We start from the raw sequence: 26481 nt of genomic DNA, 5'->3' as shown, positions 1-26481 counted from the left end.
TTGTACTTGTTTGCTTCTTTGCCGTTATCACAGTCGGTGAATATGGCCTGAGAGTATTAACAAGCCATTTTTTAAGAGTGAAATTTATTACAAAAATCTGATTGATATTATCAGACTTAATAGGTCTTTCTTATAAAGTCTTTAGCTTTTCAGCCAGCTCATTTCTGAGTGTCTGAAGGTTCTTCTCGATGATGGCTCTTGCGTTTGCAATTTTCTGTAGCTGTTTTTCCTGTTCTGCCATTGTTTTCAGATATTGCTCTGCAAGATCACCCTTGCCGTATATGGCCTGATAGTTTGAGCGTATACGGGCCTGATCGCTATTGATCCGGCTGATTTCTGTCTCATAGCTTGAGAAGGCCTGTTTCTCGGTCGCAATCTTGGTCATTATACTCTCAATGATTGCAATTTTTTCAGAGTCCTTCACTTCAGGAGCAGCATTCTTCAGTAACAGGGCGAGTTGTGGTGCTGAATTTTCAAGGTCAATTGCCGAGTAACTCTGCTCTAATATTCTTGTTTCAGTCAGTACTGATTTTACGGTCTCACCCTTTTTAACCGAGACTTTCAGGCGGGCAAATTTTCCCGTGTCACTGCTTAAGTCTGGACTGCTGTATGTAAAGCCTGATCTGCGCGGATGCTCGATAATGATCGTCCGGTCATCATCGGAAGCACCTTTAATTGTATAGGTGGTTTTGTACTGCTGGGATGTCTGCGTTTTTAGCAGGCCATTCGCAAAAGTAACTTTCGACACAATATTATTTTGTTCAGCCTCACTTGAGATTGTAACCTTTTTATCTGTCGCAAACAAAACTGTGGTGATGTCCTTTGCTGACAGATTAATGAGTTGCGCGTCACCGACGTAGCCGGTTTCGGGATCAAACACTGTCATGATCCCAGAGGGGAAGGATGAACCGCTGGTATTTTCCAAAATAAGGCCGGCAACCGGGTTAGGTATGCCGAGTTGTGTCTGAAAGACAGAGACGCGACTTGCAGAAATGTCATTACTGGAGAACTGGGTTGTCAGTGATTGTCCTTGAGCAAGGGTTACAGGTTGAGCAAGCGTGAAGGTTGCAGAGACATCAGATTCAATGCTGTTTGACAGAGAAACTGGCTTTGCTGCGTATTCCGGTGCAGGGGGCGATAAAGGTGCGTCTGCTCCCATAAGTGCAGTATTCCTGCTTAAAGCTATCTCTTTTTGTTGTCGCATCTGCCCTGAGAGTTTTTTTCTTTCTCTTACGTCTGATGCAACAGAGTCAGACTCATCTTTATTCAGACTCAGATTGAATTCCTGCGGGTTGGTTGCGCGGGGCACAATTCCCTTAGGCGTATAAATCTGAATTTCCGGGCGAGAGGTATAATAGGACTGATACAGCTTCTGGTAGAGCGTGACAGGGCTACCGGAAGAAAGGGTTAGCTGAATGTCATTCCAGTCATCACTGGTGTCATTTTCAATAATCGCCCATCCTTGTAATTCTGCGTTTTTATTGTCAGGCTTTAATATGAGGCGGTATGTTGCTTTCCAGACGGGGGCCGGAACGATATAGTTGAGAGCCACTTTCCGTTCATTTTCACCATCAAAATGAATGTCAATATTACGGGTGTTGCTGGATTGTGTTGCTGCCATATCAGTAAAAGCAGATTGCATTTTTGTGCGCAGGGCAGGGTCATTAAAGCTGACTTCGACCTGTTGAAGATCAAATGTTGACAGTTTGCCGTTGCTGAAAATGGTCAGAAGATATGTTTTCCTGCTTTGCTCTTTTGTCGTTTCCAGGGTTTGCTGCTCAATTGTTACAATTTGACCTGTTACAGATTTACCATTGTTGGTGACTGTTACCGTCTGGCCCTTAAAGGCCTGCAGGAAGCTACCGAGGTTTATTGTTAAATCTGATGCTCCCGGTACATTCTGGAAAGCTTTCCATGGATTTTTGACACTTGCCAATGTCACACTGTTTCTGGCCTTGGCCGGATCGTTGATGCTTATGGTTTTGAGAACATCATTGACATGCTCAAGTGGTACGGTGAGAGCGAAGTCAGTTTGTCCTTTAACAGATATTTCCCTGCTTACTTCTGCCAGGCCGCCAGATGAGAGGCGAACACTCGTAACAGGAGCGGATGATTCTGCGGCATGTGCAGTCAATGCGATGAGGCTTACAGAGAGGCTGAGAGCTAATGTTTTTGTAGGAAAATATCGCATTTTCAACCCTTGAGTTTGTAACTTAACACGCTGCTGCATGAAATCTTCGACTATTGGATGGTAATATAAGACCTATGTCGATAGCTAGGCTTGAGCATCTTTTCTTGCGGGATGACTAACTTCCGTCTATAGCCAGTTCTTTGAGATGAAAACTTTAAAGCCTTCTTTCCCGCATCGCCATTTGCTTGGCATTGAGGGGCTCAGCCCCTTGGATATCAACTATCTTCTCGATCTAGCAGACCAACAGGTCGGTGTTTCACGACAAATTGAGAAGAAGAAAAACACACTCAGCGGCCGCACACAGATCAATCTGTTCTTTGAACCTTCCACCCGAACGCAATCTTCCTTTGAGATTGCGGGCAAGCGCTTGGGGGCTGATGTCATGAACATGTCTGTTGCCTCATCATCGGTCAAAAAGGGCGAAACCCTGATTGATACGGCCGCAACGCTTAATGCCATGCGGCCTGATCTGATTGTTGTAAGACATCAGTCAGCTGGTGCCGTCCATCTTCTGGCCCGCAAGGTTGACTGTTCAGTGATCAATGCCGGTGATGGTGCGCATGAACATCCGACTCAGGCACTGCTCGATGCCCTCACCATCCGCCGGAACAAGGGGCAGTTGCAGGGACTAACAGTTGCAATCTGTGGTGATATTCTACACTCCCGCGTTGCACGATCGAATATGCTGCTTCTTGGAGCGATGGGGGCACGCGTCCGGTTGATTGGGCCGACAACCCTGATGCCACCGGGAATTGAGAAATTCGGATTTGAGATTTTTACGGACATGCGTAAAGGTCTGCGAAGCGTTGACATTGTCATGATGCTGCGTTTGCAGCTTGAGCGTATGAGTGGCTCCTTCATCCCGTCAGTCTCTGAGTACTTCCGTTACTACGGGCTTGATGCTGAAAAGCTGTCTTTTGCAAAAGAAGACGCGCTTGTGATGCACCCGGGTCCAATGAACCGGGGTGTCGAAATCTCGTCTGAAGTTGCTGACGGGCCGCAATCGCTAATTTGTGAACAGGTTGAAATGGGTGTTGCCGTACGTATGGCCGTGCTCGAAGCACTTGCAACCCATTTGCCAAACGGCTGATTGATAAGGAGCTTAATATGAAAGCGAATGAACGTCCGCTGCTGCTTGTCAATGCGCAGATACTCGACCCAGTAAACGAGAAACCAGTTCCGGGAAGTCTGACAATCCGGGATGGGCTGATCAAGGGAATTTCTGAAAGTCCGCGCCCCAAGGCCTCGGCTGATTATGAAGTGATTGATTGCGGAGGACGTATCGTTGCTCCTGGTCTGATTGATATGCGTGCCTTCATTGGCGAGCCGGGTGCAGCTTCACGAGAAACCCTGCTGACAGCCAGTAAAGCTGCGGCGGCTGGGGGTATTACGACAGTTATTTCCATGCCGGAAACAAACCCGGTTGTCGATACACCGGCAACTGTTGATTATATCCTGCGGCGCGCTCACGATACGGCAATCGTCAATATCAGGCCGATGGCTGCCCTGACGAAGGGTACGTTGGGGCAGGAGATGACAGAGTTCGGGCTTCTGAGGGAGGCTGGTGCTGTTGCATTCACCGATGGCAGCCGTAGTGTTACCAATGCTCAGGTCATGCGCCGCGCTTTGACTTATGCTGCAGATCTTGGTGCACTGGTTTGTCAGCATGTTGAAGATCCGCATCTCGTTGCTAATGGGGTCATGAATGAGGGGCTGCTTGCATCGCGCCTTGGTCTGGTAGGTATTCCACGTGAAGCCGAGACGATTATGCTGGAGCGGGATATCCGGCTCGTACGTCTCACACGTGGACGCTATCACGCAGCGATGATTTCCTGCACAGATTCAATTGATATTGCACGTAAAGCCAAAGAGAATGGCCTGCCGTTCACCTGTGGCGTTTCAATCAATAATCTGACATTCAACGAAAATGATATCGGTGATTACCGAACCTTCTTTAAACTGACCCCACCGCTACGTGATGAAGATGACCGTCAGGCAGTGATTGCGGCTCTCTCTGAAGGGCTTATTGATGTGATTGTGTCTGATCACAACCCACAGAACGTCGAGACCAAACGGTTGCCTTTTGCAGATGCTGCTAATGGTGCCATTGGTTTGCAGACATTGCTGTCGGCATCTTTGCGTCTGGTGCATTCCGGTCATATTTCACTGGCTAAGCTCATGCGTGCGCTTTCCACTCGGCCTGCTGAAATTCTGGGGCTGCCCGGAGGGCGTCTGCGTCCCGGAGCGCCTGCTGACATTATTGTCTTTGATCCTGACGAGCCTTATGTGGTCGATAAAGATAAGCTGTTTTCCCGTTCAAAGAACACGCCATTTGAAGATGCCCGTTTACAGGGGCGTGTGGTTTTGACAATGGTGGCTGGCAAAATTGTATTCGATACTCTGCACCCGGAGCAGAACTATGTCCCGGATGAGGAGGTAGAAGGATAAAGCCAGAAATGCATGAAAGCCTTTATTCAGTAATTATAACGCACTGGACACTTGTTGTATTCTTCATGACAGGTGGGCTTGTTTTCGGCTATCTTTGTGGCTCCATTCCTTTTGGCGTGATTTTTACCCGCATGGCTGGTCTGGGTGATATCCGCAGCATTGGCTCGGGAAATATCGGGGCGACCAATGTTTTGCGTACTGGTCGAAAGGGCGTCGCTGTTGCAACGCTGTTGGGGGATGCCCTTAAAGGAACTTTTGCTGTTCTTCTGACAAAAGTGCTGTTTTTTCCTGAATATGTTTACTATGCCTGCATTGCCGCAGCTCTGGGAGCTTTCATCGGACATCTGTTTCCTGTCTGGCTTCATTTCCGGGGCGGTAAGGGTGTTGCAACATTCCTTGGCTGCCTGCTGGGCCTCTGCTGGCCGGCAGCACTTGTTTTTGCCGTTGTCTGGCTTGGGGTTGCTTTTATAAGCCGCTATTCATCATTAGCCGCACTTTGCGCCAGTGTCGTTTCAGCTCTTTCGCTATTCTATTTTGGCACTAGCCTTATGGCGTGTATCGCGCTGCTGATGGTTCTGCTTTTATGGTGGAAGCATCAGGATAACATCAGACGCCTTCTGGATGGCAAGGAAGGCAAGATCGGTCAGAAAGGATAGGCTCTTGCAGTTAAGCGATGAGGAACTGATAGATTGGTTACGCCTCATTCGCTCTGACAATATCGGGCCGAAAACTTTTCAGTCGCTTGTTGCGCAATTCGGGACAGCTGCAAATGCAGTTGATGCTTTGCCAGAACTGGCAAGGCGGAGTGGTAAGCTTTTCATCAGGATTCCAGATAAATCTGAAGCTGAGAAGGAGCTGGCGCTGGCACGGCTTTCAGGTATTACCTTTATTCCATCATGTGATGAGCGCTACCCAAGCTTACTTCGGGAAATTGATACAGCTCCGCCCTTGCTCACAATGAAAGGTGATATGCAGGCTTTGCATAGGCCAATGGTTGCCATTGTTGGTTCCCGTAATGCATCTGCTGCCGGTCTACGTATGACTGAGAGGCTGGCGCGGCAACTGGGTGAGGCTGGTTTTACGGTTGTATCAGGGTTAGCTCGTGGCATTGACACGAAAGCCCATCAGGCAAGTCTTGTTAGGGGGACAATTGCTGTTATTGCGGGTGGACATATGAAAGTTTACCCGTCCCAGAATATCCCGCTTGCAGATGCGATCGTGGACAATGGTGGTCTTGTTATCAGTGAGATGCCATTGAACTGGGAGCCTCGTGCACGGGATTTCCCTCGTCGCAACCGAATTGTTTCCGGCCTTTCTTATGGGGTTGTCGTGGTGGAGGCGGCTAAACGCTCTGGTTCTCTGATCACTGCTAATCTGGCTCTTGATCAGGGGCGGGAGGTTTTTGCTGTGCCCGGCTCACCTCTAGACCCAAGGGCAGAGGGGCCAAATGAGCTGATCCGACAGGGGGCAATACTTTGCGGGAGTACTGAGCACATTATTGAAGCTCTGGAGCCTGTACTGGGGCTGGGACGACTGAGTGCACAGAAACAGGAAGCCAGTTTGCCAGAACATTCTGAGCTACTGACAGATCACCTGCCGAGCCCTCAGGAAACAGAAAAGGTTTTGCAGTTTTTAAGCCCGGTTCCAACGAGTGTTGATGATATTGTGCAGATGTCAGGTTTATCTTTTCGTGTCATCCAGACAGCCCTTCTTGAGCTGGAACTTACCGGTCGTCTGGAGAGAAGTGCGGGAAACCGTGTTGCCCTATCTGCTTAAACTTTGAAGAAATCAGCCACAATTTGAACACGGATAAAATCGTAACTGCTTCATGCCGCCATTCATGAATGGAGATTGAAATTGAAGATAAGTTTGCTGCGTAACCTTGCTGTTGTCGGTACTTTTGCTCTTACCATGTCGTCAGCCTATGCGCTGGATGCCGAAAAACTGACAGAAGCTGCCAAAGCTGAAGAAACAACGCTGAAAGCGCGTATCGGAATTTCCGTTATTAATACCCAGACAGATCAGAGCTGGAATTATCGAGGTGATGAGCGTTTCCCGCTTAACAGTACCTTCAAGGCTCTTGCCTGTGGCGCTATGCTGGCAAAGGCTGATGCCAAGGAACTGGCACCAAGTAAGATTATCTCGTTCAATAAAACCCATCTTGTGACCTATTCACCTGTGACAGAGAAGTTCGTCAGTAAAGGCATGTCGCTCGGTGAGCTGTGTGTTGCTGCGACTGAATACAGCGATAACACGGCTATCAACCTGGTTTTGGAACAGATTGGCGGGCCAGAAGGCCTAACAGCATATTTACGCTCAATCGGTGATACTGAGACGCGGCTTGATCGTCTTGAGCCTGATTTGAATGAGGCAACGCCCGGTGACTTGCGTGATACGACAACACCGAATGCCGTTGTAAAGACCTTAAAAAAGCTAACCCTTGGTGATGGATTGTCTGAGGCTTCAAGAGATCTGCTTCGTCAGTGGATGGTTGATGATAAAGTTGCCGATGCACTCTTGCGCTCAACGCTACCCAAGGGATGGAAGATTGCAGACAAGACAGGCGCTGGTGAGCATGGCTCACGTTCAATTATAGCCGTTATCTGGCCACCAGAGAAAAAGCCGTTGGTTGTTGGTATCTATATCACGCAGACAGAAGCATCCATGCAGGATAGCAATCAGGCTATTGCCAGATTGGGCGCTGTGCTTGCCAACTCACTAAATACGCCATAGTAGCCCGTATAAGAATGATGCCTGAAATGGGGTAAGTGGCCTGATGATGAATGCAAGTGTTGAGATACAAAACCGGATAACAGAGAATTTTAAGCGTCAGGCCATGATGGGTTCTATTGGGGCAAATCTTGTCTCAATAGAGCAGGGCCGTGTTGTCATTGCCGCACCCGTAAATGATGGTTTCAAGCAGCAGCAGGGTGTTGCCCATGCTGGGTTGATCTTTGCGCTTGGTGATTCTGCTGCAGGTTACGCCGCTTTGAGTGTTATGCCGGAAGATGCCGATGTCATGTCTGTGGAACTGAAAATCAACCTGCTTTCACCGGGAACAGGCCGCCTTATTGCAGATGGTCGTGTTATCAAAGCAGGGCGGCGTCTTGTCGTTGTATCTGCGGATATCTGGTCAGAAGACGATGCCGGGCAGCGTAAGCATGTTGCAATCATGCAGGGAACGATGATTCCGGTAACGGCTAAATCAGGCTGATTACAGATCGTTTTCAGCCGTTTTACGTTGCAGGGCCTGATATCTGTCGAGAACACCTTGCAGAATATAGGATGCTGCCATTTTATCGACGAGTTCTGCGCGTCGGGCCCGTGAAGCATCGGCTTCAAGCAGGGTTCGTGTAACAGCAAGCGTTGACATCCGCTCATCCCAGAACAGGACAGGGATATCCAGTATGGTTTTGAACTGACGGGCAAAGGCACGGGTTGCCTGAACGCGTGGGCCTTCAGAACCATCCATGTTCAGCGGAAGGCCAAAGACCAACCCGCCCACATTAAACTGCTCAATCAGGCTCTTGAGCTTGATTGCATCAGGTGTGAACTTTACACGTTTGATCGTCTCTAGTGGTGAGGCGATGCGGTATTCAATGTCAGACAGGGCAAGGCCAATTGTCTTGGTGCCAAGATCAATGCCTATGAGGCGGTTGCCTTTGGTGAGCTTTCCGAAAAGTTCCAGAAGTGCCTGATCCTGCGCATTTAGCATTAATCTACCGTTTCAATCTCTTGCCGCCACAACCATAAAATGGCAGTCTGTCCTTCAGTTCAATATTCTGAGCCGCTTCACGTTACAAGCTGGCATTCACTTTAAATTCGGATCACGAGGTTCGACAATGAAGATAACATGGTTTGGGCATTCTGCCTTCAGGCTTGATTTTGCTGATAAGGTTGTCCTGATTGACCCATATTTTACAGATAATCCAGCTTTTCAGGGAACTGTTGATCAGGCTGCTGAAGGTGTTACGCATATTCTGATTACCCATGGACATGGGGATCATATTGGCGATGCGCCTGAGATTTCCAGGAAAACCGGTGCTAAGATTGTCACCAACTTTGATCTCTGCACATATCTTGGCAACCAAGGGATTGAGAACCTTGATCCGATGAACACAGGTGGCACAACTGATCAGGGTGGTTTTAGGGCAAGTCTTGTGCGGGCAGATCATTCAGCAGGTTTGATTGAGCAGGATGTTGGTTTCCCGCTTGGAAGTGCGAATGGTTTTGTTGTACGGGCTGATGGTGAGCCGACAGTCTATCATATGGGTGATACGGATATCTTTGGCGATATGGCATTGATCAATGAGATTTATGCCCCTGATGTGATCATCGCTCCGATCGGTGACCGTTTTACGATGGGGCCGGAGACTGCCGCTCTGGCAATTAAAAAGTTCTTCAAGCCAAAAGCTGTTATCCCGTGTCACTATGGCTCATTCCCAATTATTGAGCCAAATGCAGATAAATTTGTTGCTGCAATGGATGATTCCGGTATTCAGGTTATTGTCCCGCAGAAGGGATTAAGAGTAACCATCTAACAGATAACGCAAAATGCTCCATTGCAGTTTGCGCTATGGCGGTGTTATAGCCGTTTCCAGACTATTTTTGTAACGATATTCAAGGATGAACAGACACAATGTCGGTTGATCAGACCACTGTACGTCGTATCGCCAAACTGGCGCGTATCGCTGTTGCCGAGGAAGCTGTTCCTCATTTGCAGGATGAGCTGAATGCTATGCTCTCCTTCGTCGAGCAATTGAGTGAGGTTAATGTTGATGGCGTTGAGCCAATGACCTCAGTCATTCCGATGGAGATGAAGAAGCGTCAGGATGGTGTAACCGATGGCGGTTATGCTGAGCTTATCGTGCGTAATGCTCCTGAGACAGAAGACAACTTCTTTGTCGTTCCAAAAGTGGTTGAGTAAACATTCGACCACTTCAGCGATTTTTTAAGATGACGTCCGTACAAGCAAAATGGCGGGCATTTAAGGAATGAATTCCGTGACCGATCTTACCAATCTCACCATTGCCGGTGCCCGTAAGGGGCTTGCAGCCAAAGAATATTCGGCGGTTGAACTGGCTAAGGCGCATATTGAAGCTATCGAGAAGGCTCGTGAGCTGAACGCCTATATTACGGAAACTCCAGAGCAGGCCCTTGCTATGGCAAAGGCCTCGGATGAGCGTATTGCAAAAGGCGAAGCTGGCCCGCTTGAGGGTATCCCGCTTGGCATTAAAGATCTTTTCTGCACGAAGGATGTGCAGACGACAGCTGCTTCCAAGATTTTAAAGGGCTTTATTCCTCAGTATGAATCAACCGTGACATCGCAACTGTGGCGTGACGGTGCAGTTCTGCTCGGTAAGCTCAATCTTGACGAGTTTGCTATGGGGTCATCCAACGAGACCAGCGCTTTTGGCCCTGTGGTTTCTCCTTGGCGCCGCAACAACGATACAGCAAAGATTGTGCCGGGTGGCTCTTCCGGTGGTTCTGCTGCGGCTGTCGCTGCACGTCTTTGCCTTGGTGCAACAGCGACTGATACTGGTGGTTCTATCCGTCAGCCAGCTGCTTTTACGGGTACGGTTGGTATTAAACCGACTTATGGTCGTTGCTCACGCTGGGGCGTTGTCGCCTTTGCATCATCCCTTGATCAGGCCGGTCCGATTACCAGAACGGTTCAGGATGCTGCCATTATGCTGCGCTCCATGTCTGGCCCGGATGCAAAGGATACAACATCTGTTTCCATGGCTGTTCCGGATTTTGAAGCTGCCATTAATCGCGGTGTGAAGGGCCTCAAGATTGGTATTCCGAAAGAATACCGTATGGAAGGCATGTCTTCAGAGATTGATGGGCTTTGGAGCAAGGGGGCGCAGTGGCTGCGTGATGCCGGTGCTGAGATTGTTGAGATTTCTCTGCCCCATACCCGTGAAGCTCTTGCTGTGTATTACATTGTTGCACCTGCAGAAGCTTCTTCAAACCTTGCACGTTACGATGGCGTCCGTTACGGCCAACGTTCACTCGGCAAGGACATCAACGAGATGTACGAGAATACCCGTGCAGAAGGTTTTGGTGCTGAAGTGAAGCGCCGTATCATGATCGGAACATATGTTCTCTCTGCCGGCTATTATGATGCTTACTACGTACGGGCCCAGAAGGTTCGTTCACTGATTAAGCAGGATTTCGATAATGTCTACGCTTCCGGCGTTGATGCGATTCTGACACCAGCGACACCAACAGCTGCATTTGGCATTGGTGAAATGGTATCTGCTGATCCGGTTGAGATGTATCTCAATGACGTCTTCACCGTAACCGTCAACATGGCTGGTCTGCCAGGCATTACGGTTCCTGCTGGACACAATGCCCAAGGGCTGCCACTTGGCTTGCAGTTGATTGGCAAGCCGTTTGACGAAGAGACACTCTTTGCAGCCGGTCAGGTTCTTGAAAATGCAGCAGGCGTCAGCCAGCTGCCAGAACGCTGGTGGTAATTGAATCTGGCTGGCACCTGTCTGCCAGCCTCCTTTGCGGGAAATGATAACCCCGTTAATCGCTTATACGAGACGAGATAACACATGAACGCACCGATCAATCCGAAGAAGCTCATCAAGGGAGCAACGGGCGACTGGGAAGTCGTTATCGGTATGGAAATTCACGCTCAGGTTGCCAGTGAAGCAAAGCTTTTTTCTGGTGCCTCGACAAAGTTCGGTGGTGAGCCGAACGATCACGTATCATTCGTTGATGCAGCCATGCCAGGCATGCTTCCCGTTATTAACGAGGAATGCGTGCGTCAGGCCGTTCGTACCGGGCTTGGCATGAATGCCGTGATTAATAAACGCTCTGTTTTTGATCGCAAAAACTACTTCTATCCTGATTTGCCACAAGGCTACCAGATCAGCCAGTTCAAATACCCGATTGTCGGTGAGGGTGTTGTGACTGTTGACGTTTCAGAAGATGAAACAATCAATGTGGGCGTTGAACGTCTGCATCTTGAGCAGGATGCCGGTAAATCAATCCATGATCTGCATCCAACCATGAGCTTTGTTGATCTGAACCGTTCTGGCGTTGCCCTGATGGAGATTGTTTCCAAGCCTGATATGCGCTCATCTGATGAAGCCAAGGCCTATGTTGCAAAGCTCCGCACCATTCTGCGTTACCTCGGTACCTGCGATGGTGACATGGAAAAGGGCAATCTGCGTGCAGACGTAAACGTTTCTGTTCGTCGCCCGGGTGAGCCGCTTGGTACGCGTTGTGAGATCAAGAACGTCAACTCTATCCGCTTTATCGGTCAGGCTATCGAATATGAAGCCCGTCGCCAGATCGGTATTCTCGAAGATGGTGGCGAGATCGATCAGGAGACACGCCTGTTTGACCCATCCAAGGGTGAGACACGCTCCATGCGCTCCAAGGAAGAAGCACACGATTACCGCTACTTCCCGGATCCAGATCTGTTGCCATTGGAATTTGATCAGGCATTCATCGATAATCTGGCGAAAGACCTGCCAGAGCTTCCTGATGAAAAGAAAGCCCGCTTCATGGCAGAATACGGAATTCCAGCCTATGATGCCGGAGTTCTGGTTCTGGAGCGCGTCTTTGGTGATTTCTATGAAGAAGTTGCTAAGGGCCGTGATGGCAAGATTGCTGCGAACTGGGTCATTAACGAGCTGTTTGGCCGTCTGAACAAGGAAAGCCTTGATATTGAGAATTCTCCGGTTTCAGCTGCTCAGCTTGGCGAAATCGTTGATCTGATCGGCGAAAAGGTTATTTCAGGCAAGATTGCTAAAGATCTGTTCGAAATTATCTGGACTGAAGGTGGTAACCCACGCGACGTCGTTGAACAGCGCGGCATGAAGCAGGTGACAGACACCGGTGCCATTGAAAAGGCAATTGATGAAATCATTGCTGCCAATCCGGATAAAGTTGAACAGGCTAAGGAAAAGCCAACATTGCTTGGCTGGTTCGTGGGGCAGGTTATGAAGTCTACGGGCGGTAAGGCCAACCCGCAGGCGGTGAATGAACTGCTTAAGAGCAAACTTGGTATTGAATGATTGCGATGAGAACGCCGCCGAAAGGCGGCGTTCTCATTTTAAGGGGGTTTAAGCCTGCTGACCTTTCAGGCGTTTGTTGCACTCACTCCAGAATTGTGGCCAGGCCTTACCGTCAGCAGCTTTTGTTCCTTTGATTTTCTTCCATTCCACGCCGCAGGTCTTCTGGCGTTCCCGTGCTGCCAGCTGACCGGGACTGATTACCTTTTCAGTTTGGCCTTTCTGAACTTCTGGCTTTTTCGCTGCTGTCTGGGCAACTGAAAGAGCAGGGGTAAAAGAAATGAGAGATGCCGACAAAAGAAGGGAAAGAAACAGGCGCATGTAAGAACCCTTTTCAAAGTTGATGGTTGTGAAATTGATTAGTAATATAGGCGGTAGAAATTGTTTGTTCTTTATTTGTTCTATTTTTATTGCGTTTGACAAGAGCTTTTGATTGCTACTTTCAGGCAATTAGCTGCATACTATGCAAGCCATTTTTTCATAGGGTAAAGCTTGTAGCTGAATGAATGGCCTTAAATACTGAGGGCGATCTTGCGCAGCCTCAGAGGAGAAAAAGATGTCTAATCCGATTGAACTGTATTACTGGCCAACTCCGAATGGTTGGAAAATCTCCATCATGCTTGAAGAATGCGGGCTGCCGTATAATGTTCATATGGTCAATATCGGTAAGGGAGATCAGTTCAAATCTGACTTCCTGAAGATTTCTCCAAACAACAAGATGCCGGCAATTATCGACCCTGATGGTCCAGACGGAAAACCAATATCTATTTTTGAATCTGGAGCGATCCTTCAGTATCTCGGTCGCAAGACCGGGAAGTTCTATCCGCAGGATGAAAGAGCGCGTGTCCTGGTTGATGAATGGCTGTTCTGGCAGATGGCAGGCTTTGGACCAATGTTGGGGCAGACACATCATTTTCGTGTTTATGCCCCTGAGAAAGTACCATATGCAATTGAACGATATACAAATGAAACCAATCGCTTGTATGGAGTTCTTAATAAGCGTCTTGCAGATAATAAGTTTGTTGCAGGTGACTATTCAATTGCTGATATGGCTATCGTTGGCTGGGCTAAACTTTGGGAACGACAAGGCCAGAACATTGAAGATTTTCCTCATGTTAAACGTTGGCTTGAAGATGTCTTGGCTCGCCCTGCCGTACAGAAGGGCTTGGCTTTAAGTGAAGCGTCCCGTGAGGCTAATAATATGCAGGATCCTGCAGTTCAGGCTGTTCTGTTCGGTCAAAAAGCCAGATAATACATTAGGATAGCGGAGTATTCGAATACTCCGCTATTTCTTTATTTCTATGGTACTTGAGCAATATTTCGGTGTTCGCGTGAGTATCAGACAGAGCTTGTCGTTTGCTTGCTTAAGCGATATAGAGACGCACCGATTTTAATCTATAAACAAACGGGATACCTAAGATGGCTGTAGAACATACCTTTTCAATTATTAAGCCCGATGCAACAAAGCGTAACCTGACAGGTTCGGTTAATGCTGTTATTGAAAAGGCTGGTCTGCGGATCGTTGCGCAGAAGCGTGTTCAGATGACACGTGCTCAGGCGGAAACATTCTATGCCATTCACCGTGAGCGTCCGTTCTTTGGTGAGCTGGTTGATTTCATGGTTTCTGGCCCTGTTGTTGTACAGGTTCTCGAAGGTGAAGACGCTATCGTCCGTTACCGTGATGTTATGGGTGCAACAAACCCTGCAAATGCTGCTGAAGGTACAATCCGTAAGCTGTTTGCGCTGTCGGTTGGCGAAAATACCGTTCACGGTTCTGACAGCCGTGAAAATGCTGCAATTGAAATTGCCCAGTTCTTTGCTGGTAATGAGATTGTTGGCTAAATTCTATAAACTTTATCTAAAAAGGCGGCCGGATGGTCGCCTTTTTTATTGCCTTGTGTCGTAAAAATTTACATTGTCATATCTGTTTCCAGAAAACAGGGATGATTTGTAAAGATGCCTGTCGCACGCAAAATATCCGTTGAGCGTAAGTCTTCGGTTTGCCCGCATGATTGCCCTTCAACGTGTTCTCTGGAAATTGATATTCATGACGGTGGCCGAATTGGCCGTGTCTATGGTGCGAAAAGTAATCCGTATACCGCTGGTGTTATTTGCGCCAAGGTTGCCCGTTATGCCGAGCGTGTTCATAATCCAAACCGTCTTCTGTATCCGTTAAAGCGTGTCGGGCCCAAGGGCTCTGGCCAGTTTGAGCGCATCAGTTGGGATGAAGCCATGACGGTTGTGGCCTCAAAATTCCGTGAGACGGAAGAGGCGTATGGTTCAGAAGCAGTCTGGCCTTATTATTATGCCGGCACAATGGGCCATGTTATGCGTAATGGCATAAATGCTCTGCGGCATATCAAGAAATATTCCGGACAATACTCAACAATCTGCACGACACTTGCCTGGACAGGATATCTTGCCGGTACGGGTACAATGCTGGGTGTTAATCCTCTTGAGATGGCACAATCCGATTGTATCGTGATCTGGGGAACAAATCCTGTTCACACGCAGGTTAATGTCATGACCCATGTCATGAAGGCACGCAAAGAGCGAGGTGCCAAGCTTGTTGTCATTGATATCTATGACAACGCGACGGTCAAACAGGCCGATATGCCTTTGATATTACGCCCGGGGACTGATGGTGCGCTCGCCTGTGCTGTTATGCATATTCTGTTTCGGGACGGCTTCGCTGATTGGGAGTATCTTGAACGCTATACGGACCATCCCCATGAGCTGCATCAGCATCTGGCAGACAAAACCCCACAATGGGCATCTGATATTACGGGCCTAAGCTTTGAAGAGATTGAGGCGTTTGCCAAGCTTATTGGTGAGACGAAAAAGACATTCTTCCGTTTAGGCTACGGATTTGCACGTCAGCGCAATGGCTCTGTCAATATGCATGCCGCCTTGAGCATTCCGGCTGTTACAGGTGCATGGCAATATGAAGGAGGCGGTGCTTTCTTTAATTATGGCGGCATCTATCATTGGGATAGAAAGGTCATTGAGGCTGAGAGCTATGTTGATCCTTCCGTCAGGCAATTGGATCAATCACAGATCGGACGTGTGCTGACAGGCGATGCTCAAGCGCTGAGAAATGGGCCTCCAGTTCGAGCCATGCTGATACAGAACACCAACCCGGTTTCGGTTGCACCTGAGCAGGAGCTGGTAAAGCAGGGCTTCTTACGGGATGATCTGTTTGTCTGTGTCCACGAGCAGTTTATGACAGAAACGGCGTTGATGGCTGATATTGTACTGCCAGCAACAACATTTGTTGAACATGATGATATCTATTCAGCTGGTGGACAGTCCAATATTCAGTCTGGCCCCAAGCTGATTGAGCCACCCGGAGAATGCCGCTCAAACCATGATGTTATATCTGATCTCGCTCACAGGCTTGACGTAGACTACAGCGCTTTTAAGCAGACGTCTCGCGAAGTTGCCGATCGTATTTTAGAGGATTCTGGTTGGGGAACATTGGAGCAGCTTGAGGAAGAGGTTCACAAGATTATTCCTGTAACCTTTGAAGATGGGCATTTTATTAAAGGTTTTGGTTTTCCTGACGGCAAGTTTCGCTTTAAACCGGACTGGGCGACTGTTCCGAACAAGAATAACGGCCTTACAGGCCCTTGGCAGCAGATGCCAAAGATGCCTGACCATTGGGACGTTATTGAGGAGGCAACCAATCTCTACCCGTTCAGATTGGCAACTTCACCAGCCAGAAATTTTCTGAATTCCAGTTTTACTGAAACGCCTAGCTCCATTGCGAAAGAAGCTTATCCGCAAGTGATGGTGCATCCAGATGATGCACGTGCCGCAGGGGTTGCTACAGATGAATGGGTTTGTCTGGAAAATAAACGTGGTAGTGTCTTGCTGCGAGCCCGGGTGTTTGATGGTGTTAAGCCGGGTGTTCTGATTGCAGAGGGCATCTGGCCAAATGAGGCGCATCCCGATGGGCGTGGTATTAACACCCTCACAGGGGCGGATACGCCAGCGCCCTATGGCGGCGCAGCCTTCCATGACAATCATGTGTCTTTAAGAAAGTGCAAACCTCATGAATATGAGGGCTTTAGCGGGTAATCTTCTATGCAAACGGTGCGCTTAACTGTGCCGTTTCCTGCTGCAATGCGCCGTTCTTTTGGTAGAGGACTTTACCGCCCTCTAGGCAAACCGTGTGGTTACATATCATTTTAAGTGCCTGGGCATAGAGAATATGCTCTTGCTTAAGAACACGGCTGGCTAGGTTTTCTTCGGTGTCATCAGGCAATACAGGGACGGCTGCTTGGGCAATGATTGGGCCTGCATCAAGTTCAGGGACAACATAGTGCACGGTGCAGCCATGAAGGCGAACGCCTTCCTCAAGGGCACGACGGTGTGTGTCAACGCCACGAAATAAGGGGAGCAGGGATGGATGAATGTTGATCATCCGACCTTCCCACTGCTCAACAAACCATGATGAGAGAATGCGCATGAAGCCTGCGAGAACCACAAAATCAATCTTGTGGTTTAGCAATGTGGCATGCATCTCACGGTCAAAACTCTCACGATCTGGGAAAGCTTTATGATCAATAAAAACCGTTTCAATGCCTTCATTGCGTGCGGTCTCAAGGCCTTTCGCATCAGCTTTATTGGATAAGACAAGAGAGAACAGACCGTTAAAATCGCTTTCATTTCTCAATTTAAGGAGAGAAAGCATATTTGAACCGCGGCCTGAAATCAGAACTGCAATTCTTTTCTTCTCGGATGTCTTGTTCATGAAATCCTCAAAGTGCGAGAGAACCAACGGTTTCAACGCGTTCACCAGAATGGTGCTTGACGATGGAGCCAATGATGACAGGCTTTTTTTCGCCTTCTGCTTCCAAGGCTGAGAGAACCTTAGTTTCCCTGCCAGCCTCTGCGACAACAATCATGCCGAAACCACAGTTGAACGTGCGCAACATTTCATGTTCTGCAACATTGCCAACCTGAGCAAGCCATTTAAAGACAGGTGGTAAAGAGAAACTGGAGAGGTCCAGTCTTGCGCCAAGGCCTTGTGGCAGAATGCGTGGAATATTCTCAGGGAAGCCACCGCCTGTAATATGTACCAGCCCGTGAATAGCGCCTGTTGAGCGGATCACTTTAAGCAGCGGCTTCACATAGATACGTGTTGGCTCAAGCAGGGCGAGAGCAAGTGGATAATCTGGTTTAAACGGGGCAGGGTCATTCCATGACAGCTTGGAAACTTCAACGATCTTTCTGACCAGTGAGTACCCGTTTGAGTGAACACCCGAGGACGGAAGGCCAATCAGCACATCACCTTCAGACACATTCTTCGGCAGAAGTGTTCCACGTTCTGCCGCACCAACGGCAAAACCGGCCAGATCATAGTCGCCATCTGAATAGAGACCCGGCATCTCTGCCGTTTCACCACCAATGAGCGCACAGCCTGCCTGTAAACAGCCCTCTGCAATACCTCTGACAATCTCAACACCAACGGATGGGGCAAGCTTGCCTGTGGCAAAATAATCGAGAAACAGAAGGGGCTCAGCACCCTGAACGATGATATCGTTCACACACATGGCAACAAGATCAATACCGATTGTGTGGTGAATGCCGCTCTCAATTGCAATCTTGACCTTGGTGCCAACGCCGTCATTGGCTGCAACAAGGATTGGGTCCTTAAATCCGGCCGCCTTAAGATCAAACAGACCGCCAAACCCACCAATTTCCGCATCTGCACCAGAGCGGCGCGTTGCTTTAACAAGTGGTTTAATCTGCTCAACCATGGCATTGCCAGCATCAATATCAACCCCGGACTGGGCGTATGTCATACTATTTTTGCTATTCTCAGCCATGGTTTCACCTTTACGGTTTTATACCGTATCAACATATAAACGGGCACCAGCATCCATCTTGCATGGAAGATGGCGGAATACCGTTGTGAGTAAAGTTCTATGCGGCGAAGCGCAAGAGAATTGATGCAATTTTCATTAGTAACAACGAATTATGAACACGCCTGCGCCCCTTGATATTGATTTGTCATAAATCTTTTGTATTCAGGCCTCGTAATCCTGATGAGCGATGATTAAGTTAGGGAACTGAACGAAGTAATTGAAATGACTATACCAAATCTCATCACGATAGCACGTCTCGTCATTGTTCCGGTTGTGATTGTCATGATCCTTTCCGAGAACTGGGGCTTTGCCTTTGCCTTATTTGTTATTGCAGGCATATCAGACGGGCTGGATGGTTTTATTGCCCGTCGCTTTAATATGCAAAGTGAGTTTGGTGCCTATATTGACCCCTTAGCTGATAAGGCTTTGATGGTGTCAATTTTTGTAACACTGGCTGCAATCAAGCTCTTGCCTGCATGGTTTGTTATTATTGTTGTCTTTCGGGATATCTTGATTGTCAGTGCCGTTATTCTTTCTTGGGTTATGGATAAGCCGATAGAGATTAAACCGCTGATTATCAGTAAGCTCAATACGGCCGCCCAGATATCGTATGCAGCTGCTCTTCTTGGCGCAAATGCGTTTGGTATTGATATCAGTGCCGTTAATTTTGCACTTATGTTGACGGTAACTGCTCTGACAATTGCCTCTGCTTCAGCATATTTTATGGGGTGGATGCGGCATATGGATGGCTGAATAACAGGTATAAATCCCATGTTGGTGTTGTTAAAAGAAAACTTTAAGCTACATCTAGTCCAGAAAGTTTATGTCGAGAGATAAATATGAAATTCAACAAGGAGACTGTTTTCTGGACTGTCATTGGTGTCGTCTTTTTGGGCGCGCTATGGCTGCTATGGAGTGTCGCTTTACCGTTTATTGTCGCACTGGTGATTACATATCTGTTAAATCCGATTGCGAATTGGCTTCAAACCAAACGTTTCTCTCGTTTAATGGCAACGGTGCTGATTATGTCAGGTATCGTGCTGATCATGGCTTTTCTGTTGCTTCTCGGAATCCCGGCACTTGTCCATCAACTGTCTGCTTTGGCCGCTAGGTTGCCCTCAGATATTGAGCGGTTACAGGCTTTTATATCTGAGTTTGTTCCATATTTGCTCAACCGCTTTAACAGTCATGATCTCGTTCCCCAGATACAGAAGAATATGGGAGAATTTACAGCTCAGGCTGCAACCTGGATTGGTACATTCCTGAGTTCTCTCGTTTCTGGTGGGCAGGCTCTGGTTTCGTTCGCTTCTCTCGTAGTGATTACACCTGTCGTGGTTTTCTACCTGCTGGTAGATTGGCGTTCTCTGATGAAAACGATAAATGCGTACATACCGGTCCAGCATGCGGAAACGGTTTGGCAGTTGGGGCGTGAAATCAGTGCAGCTCTGGATGGCTTCTTCAGAGGCCAGTTCTTGGTTTGTCTGCTCCTTGGACTGATCTATGCAACCGGTCTGTGGCTGATAGGCTTGAATTCTGGTGTCATGATTGGTCTGGTTGCCGGGCTAATAAGTTTCATTCCTTATGTCGGATCTTTGACGGGGCTTGTTCTTGCAGTCGGTGTTGCTATTGCGCAGTTCTGGCCAGAATGGCCTATGGTTGCGGCAACACTAGGTGTCTTTTTGGGTGGGCAGTTCATTGAAGGAAATATTCTTTCGCCGAAACTGGTGGGCAACGCTATCGGAGTTCACCCGGTCTGGCTGATGTTTGCGCTGTTTGCCTTTGGTTCTGTCTTTGGTTTTGGTGGTCTTTTAATTGCTGCTCCTATGGCTGCTGTTATTGGGGTGCTCGTTCGTTTTGCATCTACAAAGTATCTTGAAAGCAGCCTGTATCTTGGAGAGAAACCCAAAGCGTCAAGAAGTAAGAAAAATGACTGATAATCCAAAACAGCTTACTTTTGATCTTGGTATGGAACCAAGATTTGGCAGAGAAGACTTTCTCGTTAGCCCCTCAAACGAGCTTGCCTATAATCTTCTTGAGGCATGGCCCGAGTGGCCCGATAATGTTCTTTTGTTATTCGGGCCTGAGGGAAGTGGAAAAAGCCACCTTGCTGCAATTTGGGCCGAGCAGGCGCATGCGTGGACAATAGATGCTTTCGCTCTGACAAAAGATCGGGTGCCACATCTGGCCTCAAATGGGGCTTTGCTGATTGAGGATGCTGATCAGGCTCTGATTGATGAGGCTGCTTTCTTTCATCTGCTGAACCTTACACGCGAAAAAGGAAGTTATGTGGTTATCACCGCGGCTAAACCTTTAGGTGAGTGGGGGCTTAATACGCCCGATCTCGTCTCACGGTTAAGGTTGGCTCCGAGTGTCTCTATGGAAGCGGCTGATAATGCATTGTTGGGCGCCGTATTGGTGAAGCTTTTCATGGATCGGCAGCTGATCGTTGATACCTCGATCATTGAGTATATCGTTGTGCGGCTTGCACGTTCACTCTCGCGAGCTGAAAAGCTGGTATCTCTCCTTGATAAAGAGGCATTGAGCCGTCGTCGGCGTATAACCAAAACAATGGTATCTGACATTCTCGGCCGTGAAGAGAACGATGTTTAAATACTGTTTCGTAATGGACAGTTCATTGAATAAGAGCATAATATAAAAAGCGGCTGAGAAGCCGTCTGTTATGCAGGAGCTTTTATGGATAAGGATACAGCCGGAAGGGCCAAAGCAGGCTCTGCCGTTTCCATAGAGACTGGTAAGGATGAAGATATAAGGTCTTTACCCGAACGCTTTTTTAATCGCGAACAATCCTGGATTGAGTTTAACCGGCGTGTGCTGGAAGAATCTGCTAATCTAGATCATCCTCTTCTCGAACAGCTTCGCTTCCTGACAATTTCGGCGAATAACCTTGATGAATTTATCATGGTTCGGGTTGCCGGCCTTAAAGGGCAGATACGCTCACGCGTTTCGGCGCTGTCGCAAGATGGTCTGACACCAAAAGAACAGTTAGCACAACTCAGCACCGATATTCGGGAGTTGGTGTCTGAACAGCAACAGCGTTGGCTGACATTGCGCGCTGAGCTTGAAAAGGTTGGCATTGTTTTATCAGAGGTCGAGAATCTCAATAAAGCTGATCATGAATGGCTTGAGGAATATTTCCTCAATCACATCTTCCCCATTTTGACACCATTGGCGATTGACCCAGCTCATCCGTTTCCTTTCATTCCAAATTTAGGATCTGCTCTGGCCCTCAAGCTTATAGCGCCAAAAGGTAAAGCCTTGAACGCACTTGTGCGTGCACCCAGCAAGGTAGACAGATTTATCCGCCTCCCAGACTTTCAGGGCAGTGGTGAGTTACGTTTTGTGACCCTTGAGCAAACCATTGTTATGTTCATCGGAAAGCTTTTTCCCGAATATAAGCTTGCTGGCTATGGAACCTTCCGTGTTGTCCGCGATAGTGACCTTGAAGTCATGGAAGAGGCTGAAGACCTTGTGCGGGTGTTTGAAAGCGCATTACGCAAGCGCCGTCACGGAAGTGTTATTCGGCTTGAGGTCGAACAGGCCATGCCGGAAGAGCTCCGTTATTTCGTGGCTGAAGAACTAGAAATTCCGCTTGAGAATATTGTGGTTTCAGAAGGTCTATTGGCACTGCGCGATGTCTCGCAGCTGGTTGATGTTGACCGTCCTGATCTGAAGTTCAAAACATATAATCCGCGTTTTCCGGAGCGGGTTCGGGAAAAGGGCGGTGATTGCTTCGCAGCTATTCGCGAAAAAGATATCATTGTTCACCACCCTTATGAATCTTTTGATGTTGTGGTGCAGTTTTTGCTGCAGGCTGCTCGTGATCCGAATGTGGTTGCCATCAAGCAGACTTTGTATCGCACATCATCAAACTCACCGATTGTTGCCGCTCTGGCAGAGGCAGCTGAGGCAGGTAAGTCAGTGACGGCTTTGGTGGAGCTGAAAGCGCGCTTCGATGAAGAAGCCAACATCCGTTGGGCAAAAGATTTGGAACGGGCAGGGGCACAGGTTGTTTTTGGCTTCCTTGAGCTGAAAACACACGCCAAGCTGTCGCTGGTTGCGCGCCGTGAGGGTGGCAATCTCGTTAGCTATTGCCATATTGGAACAGGCAACTACCATCCGCAGACAGCGCGGGTCTATACCGATCTCTCGTTCTTCACGGCAGATCCGGTTGTTGGACGCGATGTATCCCGGGTCTTTAATTTTATCACAGGGTATGCCGAGCCAGTTGGGCTTGAGCGCATGGCGATTTCACCGCTGACACTGAAGAAGCGGATACTCCAGCATATCGGTGAAGAGATTGACAGTGCGCGGAACGGGAGACCTGCCGCCATCTGGTTGAAGTGTAATTCGCTAGTCGATCCAACAATTATTGATGCGTTGTATGATGCCAGTAATGCCGGTGTTCAGATTGACCTTATTGTTCGAGGGATTTGTTGCCTGCGGCCGGGGATTAAAGGTCTCTCTGAGAATATTCGCGTTAAATCGATTGTCGGACGCTTTCTGGAACATGAGCGGATCTATGCATTCGGGAATGGCGAAAGCCTGCCCAACCCAAATGCTCATGTCTATATTTCCTCAGCTGATCTGATGACGCGCAACCTTGATCGTCGTGTGGAAGTTTTACTGCCAATACTGAATGAGACGGTGCATGAGCAGGTTCTTGATCAGATTATGCAAGCCAATCTCCTTGATAATGAGCAGAGCTGGGCAATCTTGCCATCAGGCGGTAGCGCGCGTATTAAACGCGACGATGACGAAAAACCCTTCAATGCCCACCAGTATTTTATGACAAATCCATCGCTTTCGGGCCGCGGAAAATCTCTGCGCAAGTCTAGCCCTAAGCGTCTGGCAAAGCATAAAAAACGGACAGGATAAAACATTGGCTCTGAAAGAACTCGAAGTTCTCTTTAAGCAACAGGTTGATATGCGCCGTGATCCGGCTCTTAGCAAGCCTATTGCTATTGTCGACCTTGGCTCAAACTCTGTTCGTCTGGTTGTCTATGAAGGCTCAGTCCGGACACCAAGCCCGATTTATAATGAAAAGATGCTTTGTGGTTTGGGCCGCAATGTCCAGATTACAAAGAAACTTCCAGCAGATGGAATGGAAAAGGCTTTAAAGGCCTTATCCCGTTTCCGCCTGATCTGCGAACAGCTACAGGTTCAGGATATTCGGGTGCTGGCCACAGCAGCAGCGCGCGATGCAAGCAATGGGCCTGCTTTCTTGGCAAAAGCCGAGAAGATTATTGGCCGGCAGGTTGAGCTCATATCCGGTGAACGCGAAGCTTATTTATCTGGTCTTGGAGTCATTTCCAGCTTTTACAAGCCCAATGGTATTGTTGGTGATTTGGGTGGTGGTAGCCTTGAGCTTGTTGAAGTCGATGGTATGGAAACCGGTAAGGGAATTACCATGCCGCTCGGCGGTTTGGCCCTTAAAGATCTCTCTGGAAACTCCGTCAAGAAAGCCCAGAAGATTGCCATAGATACCCTGAAGAATGCTGCCCCTTATCTGGAACGCCTGCAAGGGCGCCGGTTCTATGCCGTTGGTGGAACATGGCGTGCCATTGCCAAGCTACATCAGGCTCAGGTGAACCATCCTTTACATGTGATGCATGGATATCTGATACGTCCGAATGACAGTCTCAGCTTTTTGGAAATGCTGGAGCAGGCAAAAACTGAAACACTTAAGGATATTGATAGTATTTCAAGTGCCCGTCACCAGCTTCTGGCTTATGGCGCTGTTGTGCTGGAAGAGATCATTCGTCTTGGCAAACCATCAGAGATTATTATTTCTGCAAACGGTGTTCGTGAAGGGCTTCTGTTTGAAGGGCTTGATGAAGAGACGAAGAAAATTGATCCGCTTCTCTCTGTTGCAAATGATTTTAACTTTGCACGATCACGGTGCCCTGAACATGGTCATGAGCTTGCGCTATGGACCGATCGTTTCATTGGGACTTTAGCCCTCAAGGAAACAGAATACGAACAGCGATTGCGTTATGCGGCTTGTCTTCTCTCTGATGTCAGCTGGCGCTCACATCCAGATTATCGGGGAGAACAGAGCCTGAATGTTATCGGGCACGCTGCGACTGTCGGCATTGATCATCCTGGCCGGACATTTCTGGCACTTGCCGTCTTTTTCCGCTTTGAAGGAATTGCAGCCTCAAAAGCCAGTACAGAAATGAGGGAGCTTGCAGGAGAACAACTGTTCATGCGGGCCAGATTGCTGGCAGGCCTTATGCGTGTGGCTTATACAATCTCGTTTGCCACCAAGGGAATATTACCTCAGGCTCCATTGGCTGTTGTTGCCAATACAATTGTCCTTCAGCTTCCAAAACATCTGGAAGAGTTGAATGGAGAGCGTTTAGAGACACGTATGCGTCAGCTTGGAAAACTTTTGAAGCTGGAAACACGGATAGAGATTATCTGATAGCGTCAGTTAATCTCTATGAGTGAGACACGCCCTTTAGAGATAGCAAGTGCCAATTCCCCTTTTTTCAGGGCAAGGGCTTTATTGCCAAACAGTTGACGCCGCCATCCCTGTAGGGCTGGAACATCTGCTTCATCATTTGTGGCAATAGCTTCCAAATCATCAGTATTGGCAATAACTTTTGGGGCTACTTTTTCCTGCTCTGAGACTGCTTTTAAGAGCACCTTTAGCAGTTCGACTGTTGCTCCACCGCCATTCTTCGGGCGATGTTTTTCAAGCCTTGGAACAGTATCAGGGTCACGTGTCAGGCCAAGTTCTACCGCCTCCAGAAGATCCGTACCTGTCTGGGAACGCTCGAAACCCTTTGGGATTGAACGCAGTTTTCCAAGTGCATCCACGCTACGTGGCGCAGATGTCGCGACATCAACCAGCACTTCATCTTTCAGGATACGTCCACGTGGGACATCTCTTCTCTGGGCTTCCCGCTCACGCCATGCTGCGAGTTCCATTAGTACGGGCAGGTCTTTTGATTTACGTAACCGGCCAGCAAGACGGCGCCATGCATTCTCAGGATCAGCCTTATAAGTATCTGGGGAGGTGAGGATGCTCATCTCCTCATCTATCCAGCCAAGGCGTCCGCTTTCTTCCAACTCAGCTATAAGCTTCTGGTAGATTTTTGTCAGATGAGTGACATCACTCAGGGCATAGGTCAGCTGTGCTTCGCTGAGTGGGCGACGTGACCAGTCTGTGAAGCGGGAGGATTTATCAATCTTGGCATTCGCCAGATCATTGCAAAGCTGCTCATAAGAGACGGAATCACCGTAGCCGCAAACCATTGCGGCAATCTGGGTATCAAAAAGCGGGGTAGGGATAATCTGTCCAAGATTCCAGATGATCTCGAGATCCTGACGCGCGGAGTGAAAAACCTTAATCACGCGCTCATTGGCCATGAGATCTAGAAATGGCTGAAGATCAATCTTGTCTGCCAGCGGGTCAATCAGAACAGCTTCATCAAGACTGGCAATCTGAATAAGGTCAAGCACAGGGTAATACGTGCTTTCGCGCATAAACTCTGTATCGACAGTAATAAAAGGATGTTGGGCCAGACGGTCACAGACTGCACGCAAAGCATCTGTTGTTGTTATTGGGGTCGTATTCAGTTCCATGGGCAGCGTTCAGATATCCTAAGTGACGTAAGCTGACTGCTTATAAGATTATTATCTCTCAAGATAATATACCAGCGATTCAGCTGTGCTTGGGGTATGTAACTGCCTGATCTGTAAGCATTAGAAAAGGAATTTTTTAGGGAAACGTGGAAATATGGGTATGTTTCGTCAGAAAAATTCAAATTAGCCTTGGTCTTTTGGGAATAAATGGCTAAGTCATGTTTCTTGGAAACATTCACGTTTGGCAAGGGCTCTTGCGCGTGGGGTGTTTTAGTTTTCTAACATATTCATTGTCAGAGAAATCTGGCAACCGAGCAGATCA

At 48.3% G+C, this 26481-nt stretch carries 24 protein-coding genes; 18 read left to right on the top strand and 6 right to left on the bottom strand.

Features of this window, described 5'->3' with window-relative positions:
• Window positions 1–130: 130 nt before the first annotated feature.
• Window positions 131–2191 carry a DUF4139 domain-containing protein gene (locus tag WJT86_RS07740; RefSeq protein WP_346336969.1) on the bottom strand — a complete coding sequence of 687 codons (2061 nt, stop codon included), beginning with the start codon at window positions 2189–2191 and terminating at the stop codon, window positions 131–133.
• Window positions 2192–2336: 145 nt separating this feature from the next.
• Here WJT86_RS07740 and WJT86_RS07735 point away from each other — a divergent pair, with 145 nt between their 5' ends.
• The 6 genes from WJT86_RS07735 to WJT86_RS07710 all read left to right on the top strand — a co-directional run bounded on the left by WJT86_RS07735 (window position 2337) and on the right by WJT86_RS07710 (window position 7853).
• Window positions 2337–3281, top strand: coding sequence for an aspartate carbamoyltransferase catalytic subunit (locus WJT86_RS07735; protein ID WP_346336968.1), 945 nt, complete (start codon window positions 2337–2339; stop codon window positions 3279–3281).
• Window positions 3282–3298: 17 nt separating this feature from the next.
• Window positions 3299–4639, top strand: a complete 1341-nt coding sequence (locus WJT86_RS07730) for a dihydroorotase (protein ID WP_346336967.1) — start codon at window positions 3299–3301, stop codon at window positions 4637–4639.
• Between the two features lie 8 nt (window positions 4640–4647).
• On the top strand, window positions 4648–5295 hold the full coding sequence (plsY, locus tag WJT86_RS07725) for a glycerol-3-phosphate 1-O-acyltransferase PlsY (protein WP_407066921.1): 648 nt from the start codon (window positions 4648–4650) through the stop codon (window positions 5293–5295).
• Window positions 5296–5299: 4 nt separating this feature from the next.
• Window positions 5300–6415, top strand: a complete 1116-nt coding sequence (gene dprA / locus WJT86_RS07720; RefSeq protein WP_346336966.1) for a DNA-processing protein DprA — start codon at window positions 5300–5302, stop codon at window positions 6413–6415.
• 135 nt (window positions 6416–6550) lie between these two features.
• Window positions 6551–7372, top strand: coding sequence for a class A beta-lactamase (gene bla / locus WJT86_RS07715; protein ID WP_407066933.1), 822 nt, complete (start codon window positions 6551–6553; stop codon window positions 7370–7372).
• Window positions 7373–7415: 43 nt separating this feature from the next.
• On the top strand, window positions 7416–7853 hold the full coding sequence (locus tag WJT86_RS07710) for a PaaI family thioesterase (RefSeq protein WP_346336964.1): 438 nt from the start codon (window positions 7416–7418) through the stop codon (window positions 7851–7853).
• On the opposite strand, the gene ruvX is transcribed toward WJT86_RS07710, so the two are convergent.
• Complete coding sequence (gene ruvX / locus WJT86_RS07705) at window positions 7854–8354, bottom strand: Holliday junction resolvase RuvX (protein ID WP_346336963.1); 501 nt, start codon at window positions 8352–8354, stop codon at window positions 7854–7856. It lies immediately after the preceding gene.
• A 127-nt stretch (window positions 8355–8481) separates the two neighbouring features.
• Between ruvX and WJT86_RS07700 the strand changes: the two genes are divergently transcribed.
• The 4 genes from WJT86_RS07700 (at window position 8482) to gatB (ending at window position 12678) form a co-directional block, all read left to right on the top strand.
• A complete protein-coding gene (locus WJT86_RS07700) occupies window positions 8482–9180 on the top strand; it encodes a metal-dependent hydrolase (protein ID WP_346336962.1) in 699 nt (232 codons plus the stop codon).
• 98 nt (window positions 9181–9278) lie between these two features.
• Window positions 9279–9566, top strand: coding sequence for an Asp-tRNA(Asn)/Glu-tRNA(Gln) amidotransferase subunit GatC (gene gatC / locus WJT86_RS07695; protein WP_346336961.1), 288 nt, complete (start codon window positions 9279–9281; stop codon window positions 9564–9566).
• A gap of 76 nt (window positions 9567–9642) precedes the next feature.
• The gene (gene gatA / locus WJT86_RS07690) at window positions 9643–11121 is read left to right on the top strand and encodes an Asp-tRNA(Asn)/Glu-tRNA(Gln) amidotransferase subunit GatA (protein ID WP_346336960.1); all 1479 of its coding nucleotides are present in this window, start codon (window positions 9643–9645) and stop codon (window positions 11119–11121) included.
• An 84-nt stretch (window positions 11122–11205) separates the two neighbouring features.
• Entirely contained in the window at window positions 11206–12678 is a 1473-nt protein-coding gene (gene gatB, locus WJT86_RS07685; RefSeq protein WP_346336959.1) for an Asp-tRNA(Asn)/Glu-tRNA(Gln) amidotransferase subunit GatB, read from the top strand.
• 48 nt (window positions 12679–12726) lie between these two features.
• Here gatB and WJT86_RS07680 read toward each other — a convergent pair whose 3' ends face one another.
• Window positions 12727–12996, bottom strand: coding sequence for a hypothetical protein (locus WJT86_RS07680; protein WP_346336958.1), 270 nt, complete (start codon window positions 12994–12996; stop codon window positions 12727–12729).
• Between the two features lie 235 nt (window positions 12997–13231).
• Between WJT86_RS07680 and WJT86_RS07675 the strand changes: the two genes are divergently transcribed.
• From WJT86_RS07675 to WJT86_RS07665, 3 genes are all read left to right on the top strand, one after another.
• Complete coding sequence (locus WJT86_RS07675; RefSeq protein WP_346336957.1) at window positions 13232–13927, top strand: glutathione S-transferase N-terminal domain-containing protein; 696 nt, start codon at window positions 13232–13234, stop codon at window positions 13925–13927.
• 167 nt (window positions 13928–14094) lie between these two features.
• Entirely contained in the window at window positions 14095–14517 is a 423-nt protein-coding gene (gene ndk / locus WJT86_RS07670; protein WP_346336956.1) for a nucleoside-diphosphate kinase, read from the top strand.
• A 114-nt stretch (window positions 14518–14631) separates the two neighbouring features.
• The gene (locus WJT86_RS07665; protein WP_346336955.1) at window positions 14632–16755 is read left to right on the top strand and encodes a molybdopterin-containing oxidoreductase family protein; all 2124 of its coding nucleotides are present in this window, start codon (window positions 14632–14634) and stop codon (window positions 16753–16755) included.
• Window positions 16756–16759: 4 nt separating this feature from the next.
• On the opposite strand, the gene purN is transcribed toward WJT86_RS07665, so the two are convergent.
• Complete coding sequence (gene purN, locus WJT86_RS07660) at window positions 16760–17431, bottom strand: phosphoribosylglycinamide formyltransferase (RefSeq protein WP_346336954.1); 672 nt, start codon at window positions 17429–17431, stop codon at window positions 16760–16762.
• A gap of 7 nt (window positions 17432–17438) precedes the next feature.
• A complete protein-coding gene (gene purM, locus WJT86_RS07655; protein WP_346336953.1) occupies window positions 17439–18509 on the bottom strand; it encodes a phosphoribosylformylglycinamidine cyclo-ligase in 1071 nt (356 codons plus the stop codon).
• A gap of 261 nt (window positions 18510–18770) precedes the next feature.
• On the opposite strand from purM, the gene WJT86_RS07650 reads away from it, so the two are divergent.
• From WJT86_RS07650 to ppx, 5 genes are all read left to right on the top strand, one after another.
• Complete coding sequence (locus WJT86_RS07650; RefSeq protein ID WP_346336952.1) at window positions 18771–19301, top strand: CDP-alcohol phosphatidyltransferase family protein; 531 nt, start codon at window positions 18771–18773, stop codon at window positions 19299–19301.
• A gap of 86 nt (window positions 19302–19387) precedes the next feature.
• Complete coding sequence (locus WJT86_RS07645) at window positions 19388–20482, top strand: AI-2E family transporter (RefSeq protein ID WP_346336951.1); 1095 nt, start codon at window positions 19388–19390, stop codon at window positions 20480–20482.
• Complete coding sequence (locus tag WJT86_RS07640) at window positions 20475–21158, top strand: P-loop NTPase family protein (protein WP_346336950.1); 684 nt, start codon at window positions 20475–20477, stop codon at window positions 21156–21158. The genes WJT86_RS07645 and WJT86_RS07640 overlap by 8 nt, the downstream gene beginning before the upstream one ends.
• A gap of 84 nt (window positions 21159–21242) precedes the next feature.
• Complete coding sequence (locus WJT86_RS07635; RefSeq protein WP_346336949.1) at window positions 21243–23444, top strand: RNA degradosome polyphosphate kinase; 2202 nt, start codon at window positions 21243–21245, stop codon at window positions 23442–23444.
• 4 nt (window positions 23445–23448) lie between these two features.
• Window positions 23449–24993 carry an exopolyphosphatase gene (gene ppx / locus WJT86_RS07630; RefSeq protein ID WP_346336948.1) on the top strand — a complete coding sequence of 515 codons (1545 nt, stop codon included), beginning with the start codon at window positions 23449–23451 and terminating at the stop codon, window positions 24991–24993.
• A 5-nt stretch (window positions 24994–24998) separates the two neighbouring features.
• On the opposite strand, the gene rnd is transcribed toward ppx, so the two are convergent.
• Window positions 24999–26159 (bottom strand): ribonuclease D, encoded by a 1161-nt coding sequence (gene rnd / locus WJT86_RS07625; protein ID WP_346336947.1) that lies wholly within the window; start codon window positions 26157–26159, stop codon window positions 24999–25001.
• Between the last annotated feature and the right edge of the window lie 322 nt (window positions 26160–26481).

It is taken from the genome of Hohaiivirga grylli, from assembly GCF_039655745.1.
Lineage (GTDB): Bacteria > Pseudomonadota > Alphaproteobacteria > Rhizobiales > Beijerinckiaceae > Hohaiivirga > Hohaiivirga grylli.
Note: the sequence above shows the minus strand (reverse complement) of the source record. Positions and strands in the feature narration are given on the sequence as shown.

Coding starts and splice junctions, on each gene's coding strand:
- WJT86_RS07730 (WP_346336967.1), top strand. CDS start 3,299: ATGAAAGCGAATGAACGTCCGCTGCTGCTTGTCAATGCGCAGATACTC.
- WJT86_RS07710 (WP_346336964.1), top strand. CDS start 7,416: ATGATGAATGCAAGTGTTGAGATACAAAACCGGATAACAGAGAATTTT.
- WJT86_RS07645 (WP_346336951.1), top strand. CDS start 19,388: ATGAAATTCAACAAGGAGACTGTTTTCTGGACTGTCATTGGTGTCGTC.
- gatC (WP_346336961.1), top strand. CDS start 9,279: ATGTCGGTTGATCAGACCACTGTACGTCGTATCGCCAAACTGGCGCGT.
- WJT86_RS07680 (WP_346336958.1), bottom strand. CDS start 12,996: ATGCGCCTGTTTCTTTCCCTTCTTTTGTCGGCATCTCTCATTTCTTTT.
- WJT86_RS07675 (WP_346336957.1), top strand. CDS start 13,232: ATGTCTAATCCGATTGAACTGTATTACTGGCCAACTCCGAATGGTTGG.
- WJT86_RS07735 (WP_346336968.1), top strand. CDS start 2,337: ATGAAAACTTTAAAGCCTTCTTTCCCGCATCGCCATTTGCTTGGCATT.
- WJT86_RS07700 (WP_346336962.1), top strand. CDS start 8,482: ATGAAGATAACATGGTTTGGGCATTCTGCCTTCAGGCTTGATTTTGCT.
- purN (WP_346336954.1), bottom strand. CDS start 17,431: ATGAACAAGACATCCGAGAAGAAAAGAATTGCAGTTCTGATTTCAGGC.
- ruvX (WP_346336963.1), bottom strand. CDS start 8,354: ATGCTAAATGCGCAGGATCAGGCACTTCTGGAACTTTTCGGAAAGCTC.
- bla (WP_407066933.1), top strand. CDS start 6,551: ATGTCGTCAGCCTATGCGCTGGATGCCGAAAAACTGACAGAAGCTGCC.
- WJT86_RS07640 (WP_346336950.1), top strand. CDS start 20,475: ATGACTGATAATCCAAAACAGCTTACTTTTGATCTTGGTATGGAACCA.
- plsY (WP_407066921.1), top strand. CDS start 4,648: ATGCATGAAAGCCTTTATTCAGTAATTATAACGCACTGGACACTTGTT.
- gatB (WP_346336959.1), top strand. CDS start 11,206: ATGAACGCACCGATCAATCCGAAGAAGCTCATCAAGGGAGCAACGGGC.
- WJT86_RS07740 (WP_346336969.1), bottom strand. CDS start 2,191: ATGCGATATTTTCCTACAAAAACATTAGCTCTCAGCCTCTCTGTAAGC.
- purM (WP_346336953.1), bottom strand. CDS start 18,509: ATGGCTGAGAATAGCAAAAATAGTATGACATACGCCCAGTCCGGGGTT.
- ndk (WP_346336956.1), top strand. CDS start 14,095: ATGGCTGTAGAACATACCTTTTCAATTATTAAGCCCGATGCAACAAAG.
- WJT86_RS07635 (WP_346336949.1), top strand. CDS start 21,243: ATGGATAAGGATACAGCCGGAAGGGCCAAAGCAGGCTCTGCCGTTTCC.
- rnd (WP_346336947.1), bottom strand. CDS start 26,159: ATGGAACTGAATACGACCCCAATAACAACAACAGATGCTTTGCGTGCA.
- WJT86_RS07665 (WP_346336955.1), top strand. CDS start 14,632: ATGCCTGTCGCACGCAAAATATCCGTTGAGCGTAAGTCTTCGGTTTGC.
- WJT86_RS07650 (WP_346336952.1), top strand. CDS start 18,771: ATGACTATACCAAATCTCATCACGATAGCACGTCTCGTCATTGTTCCG.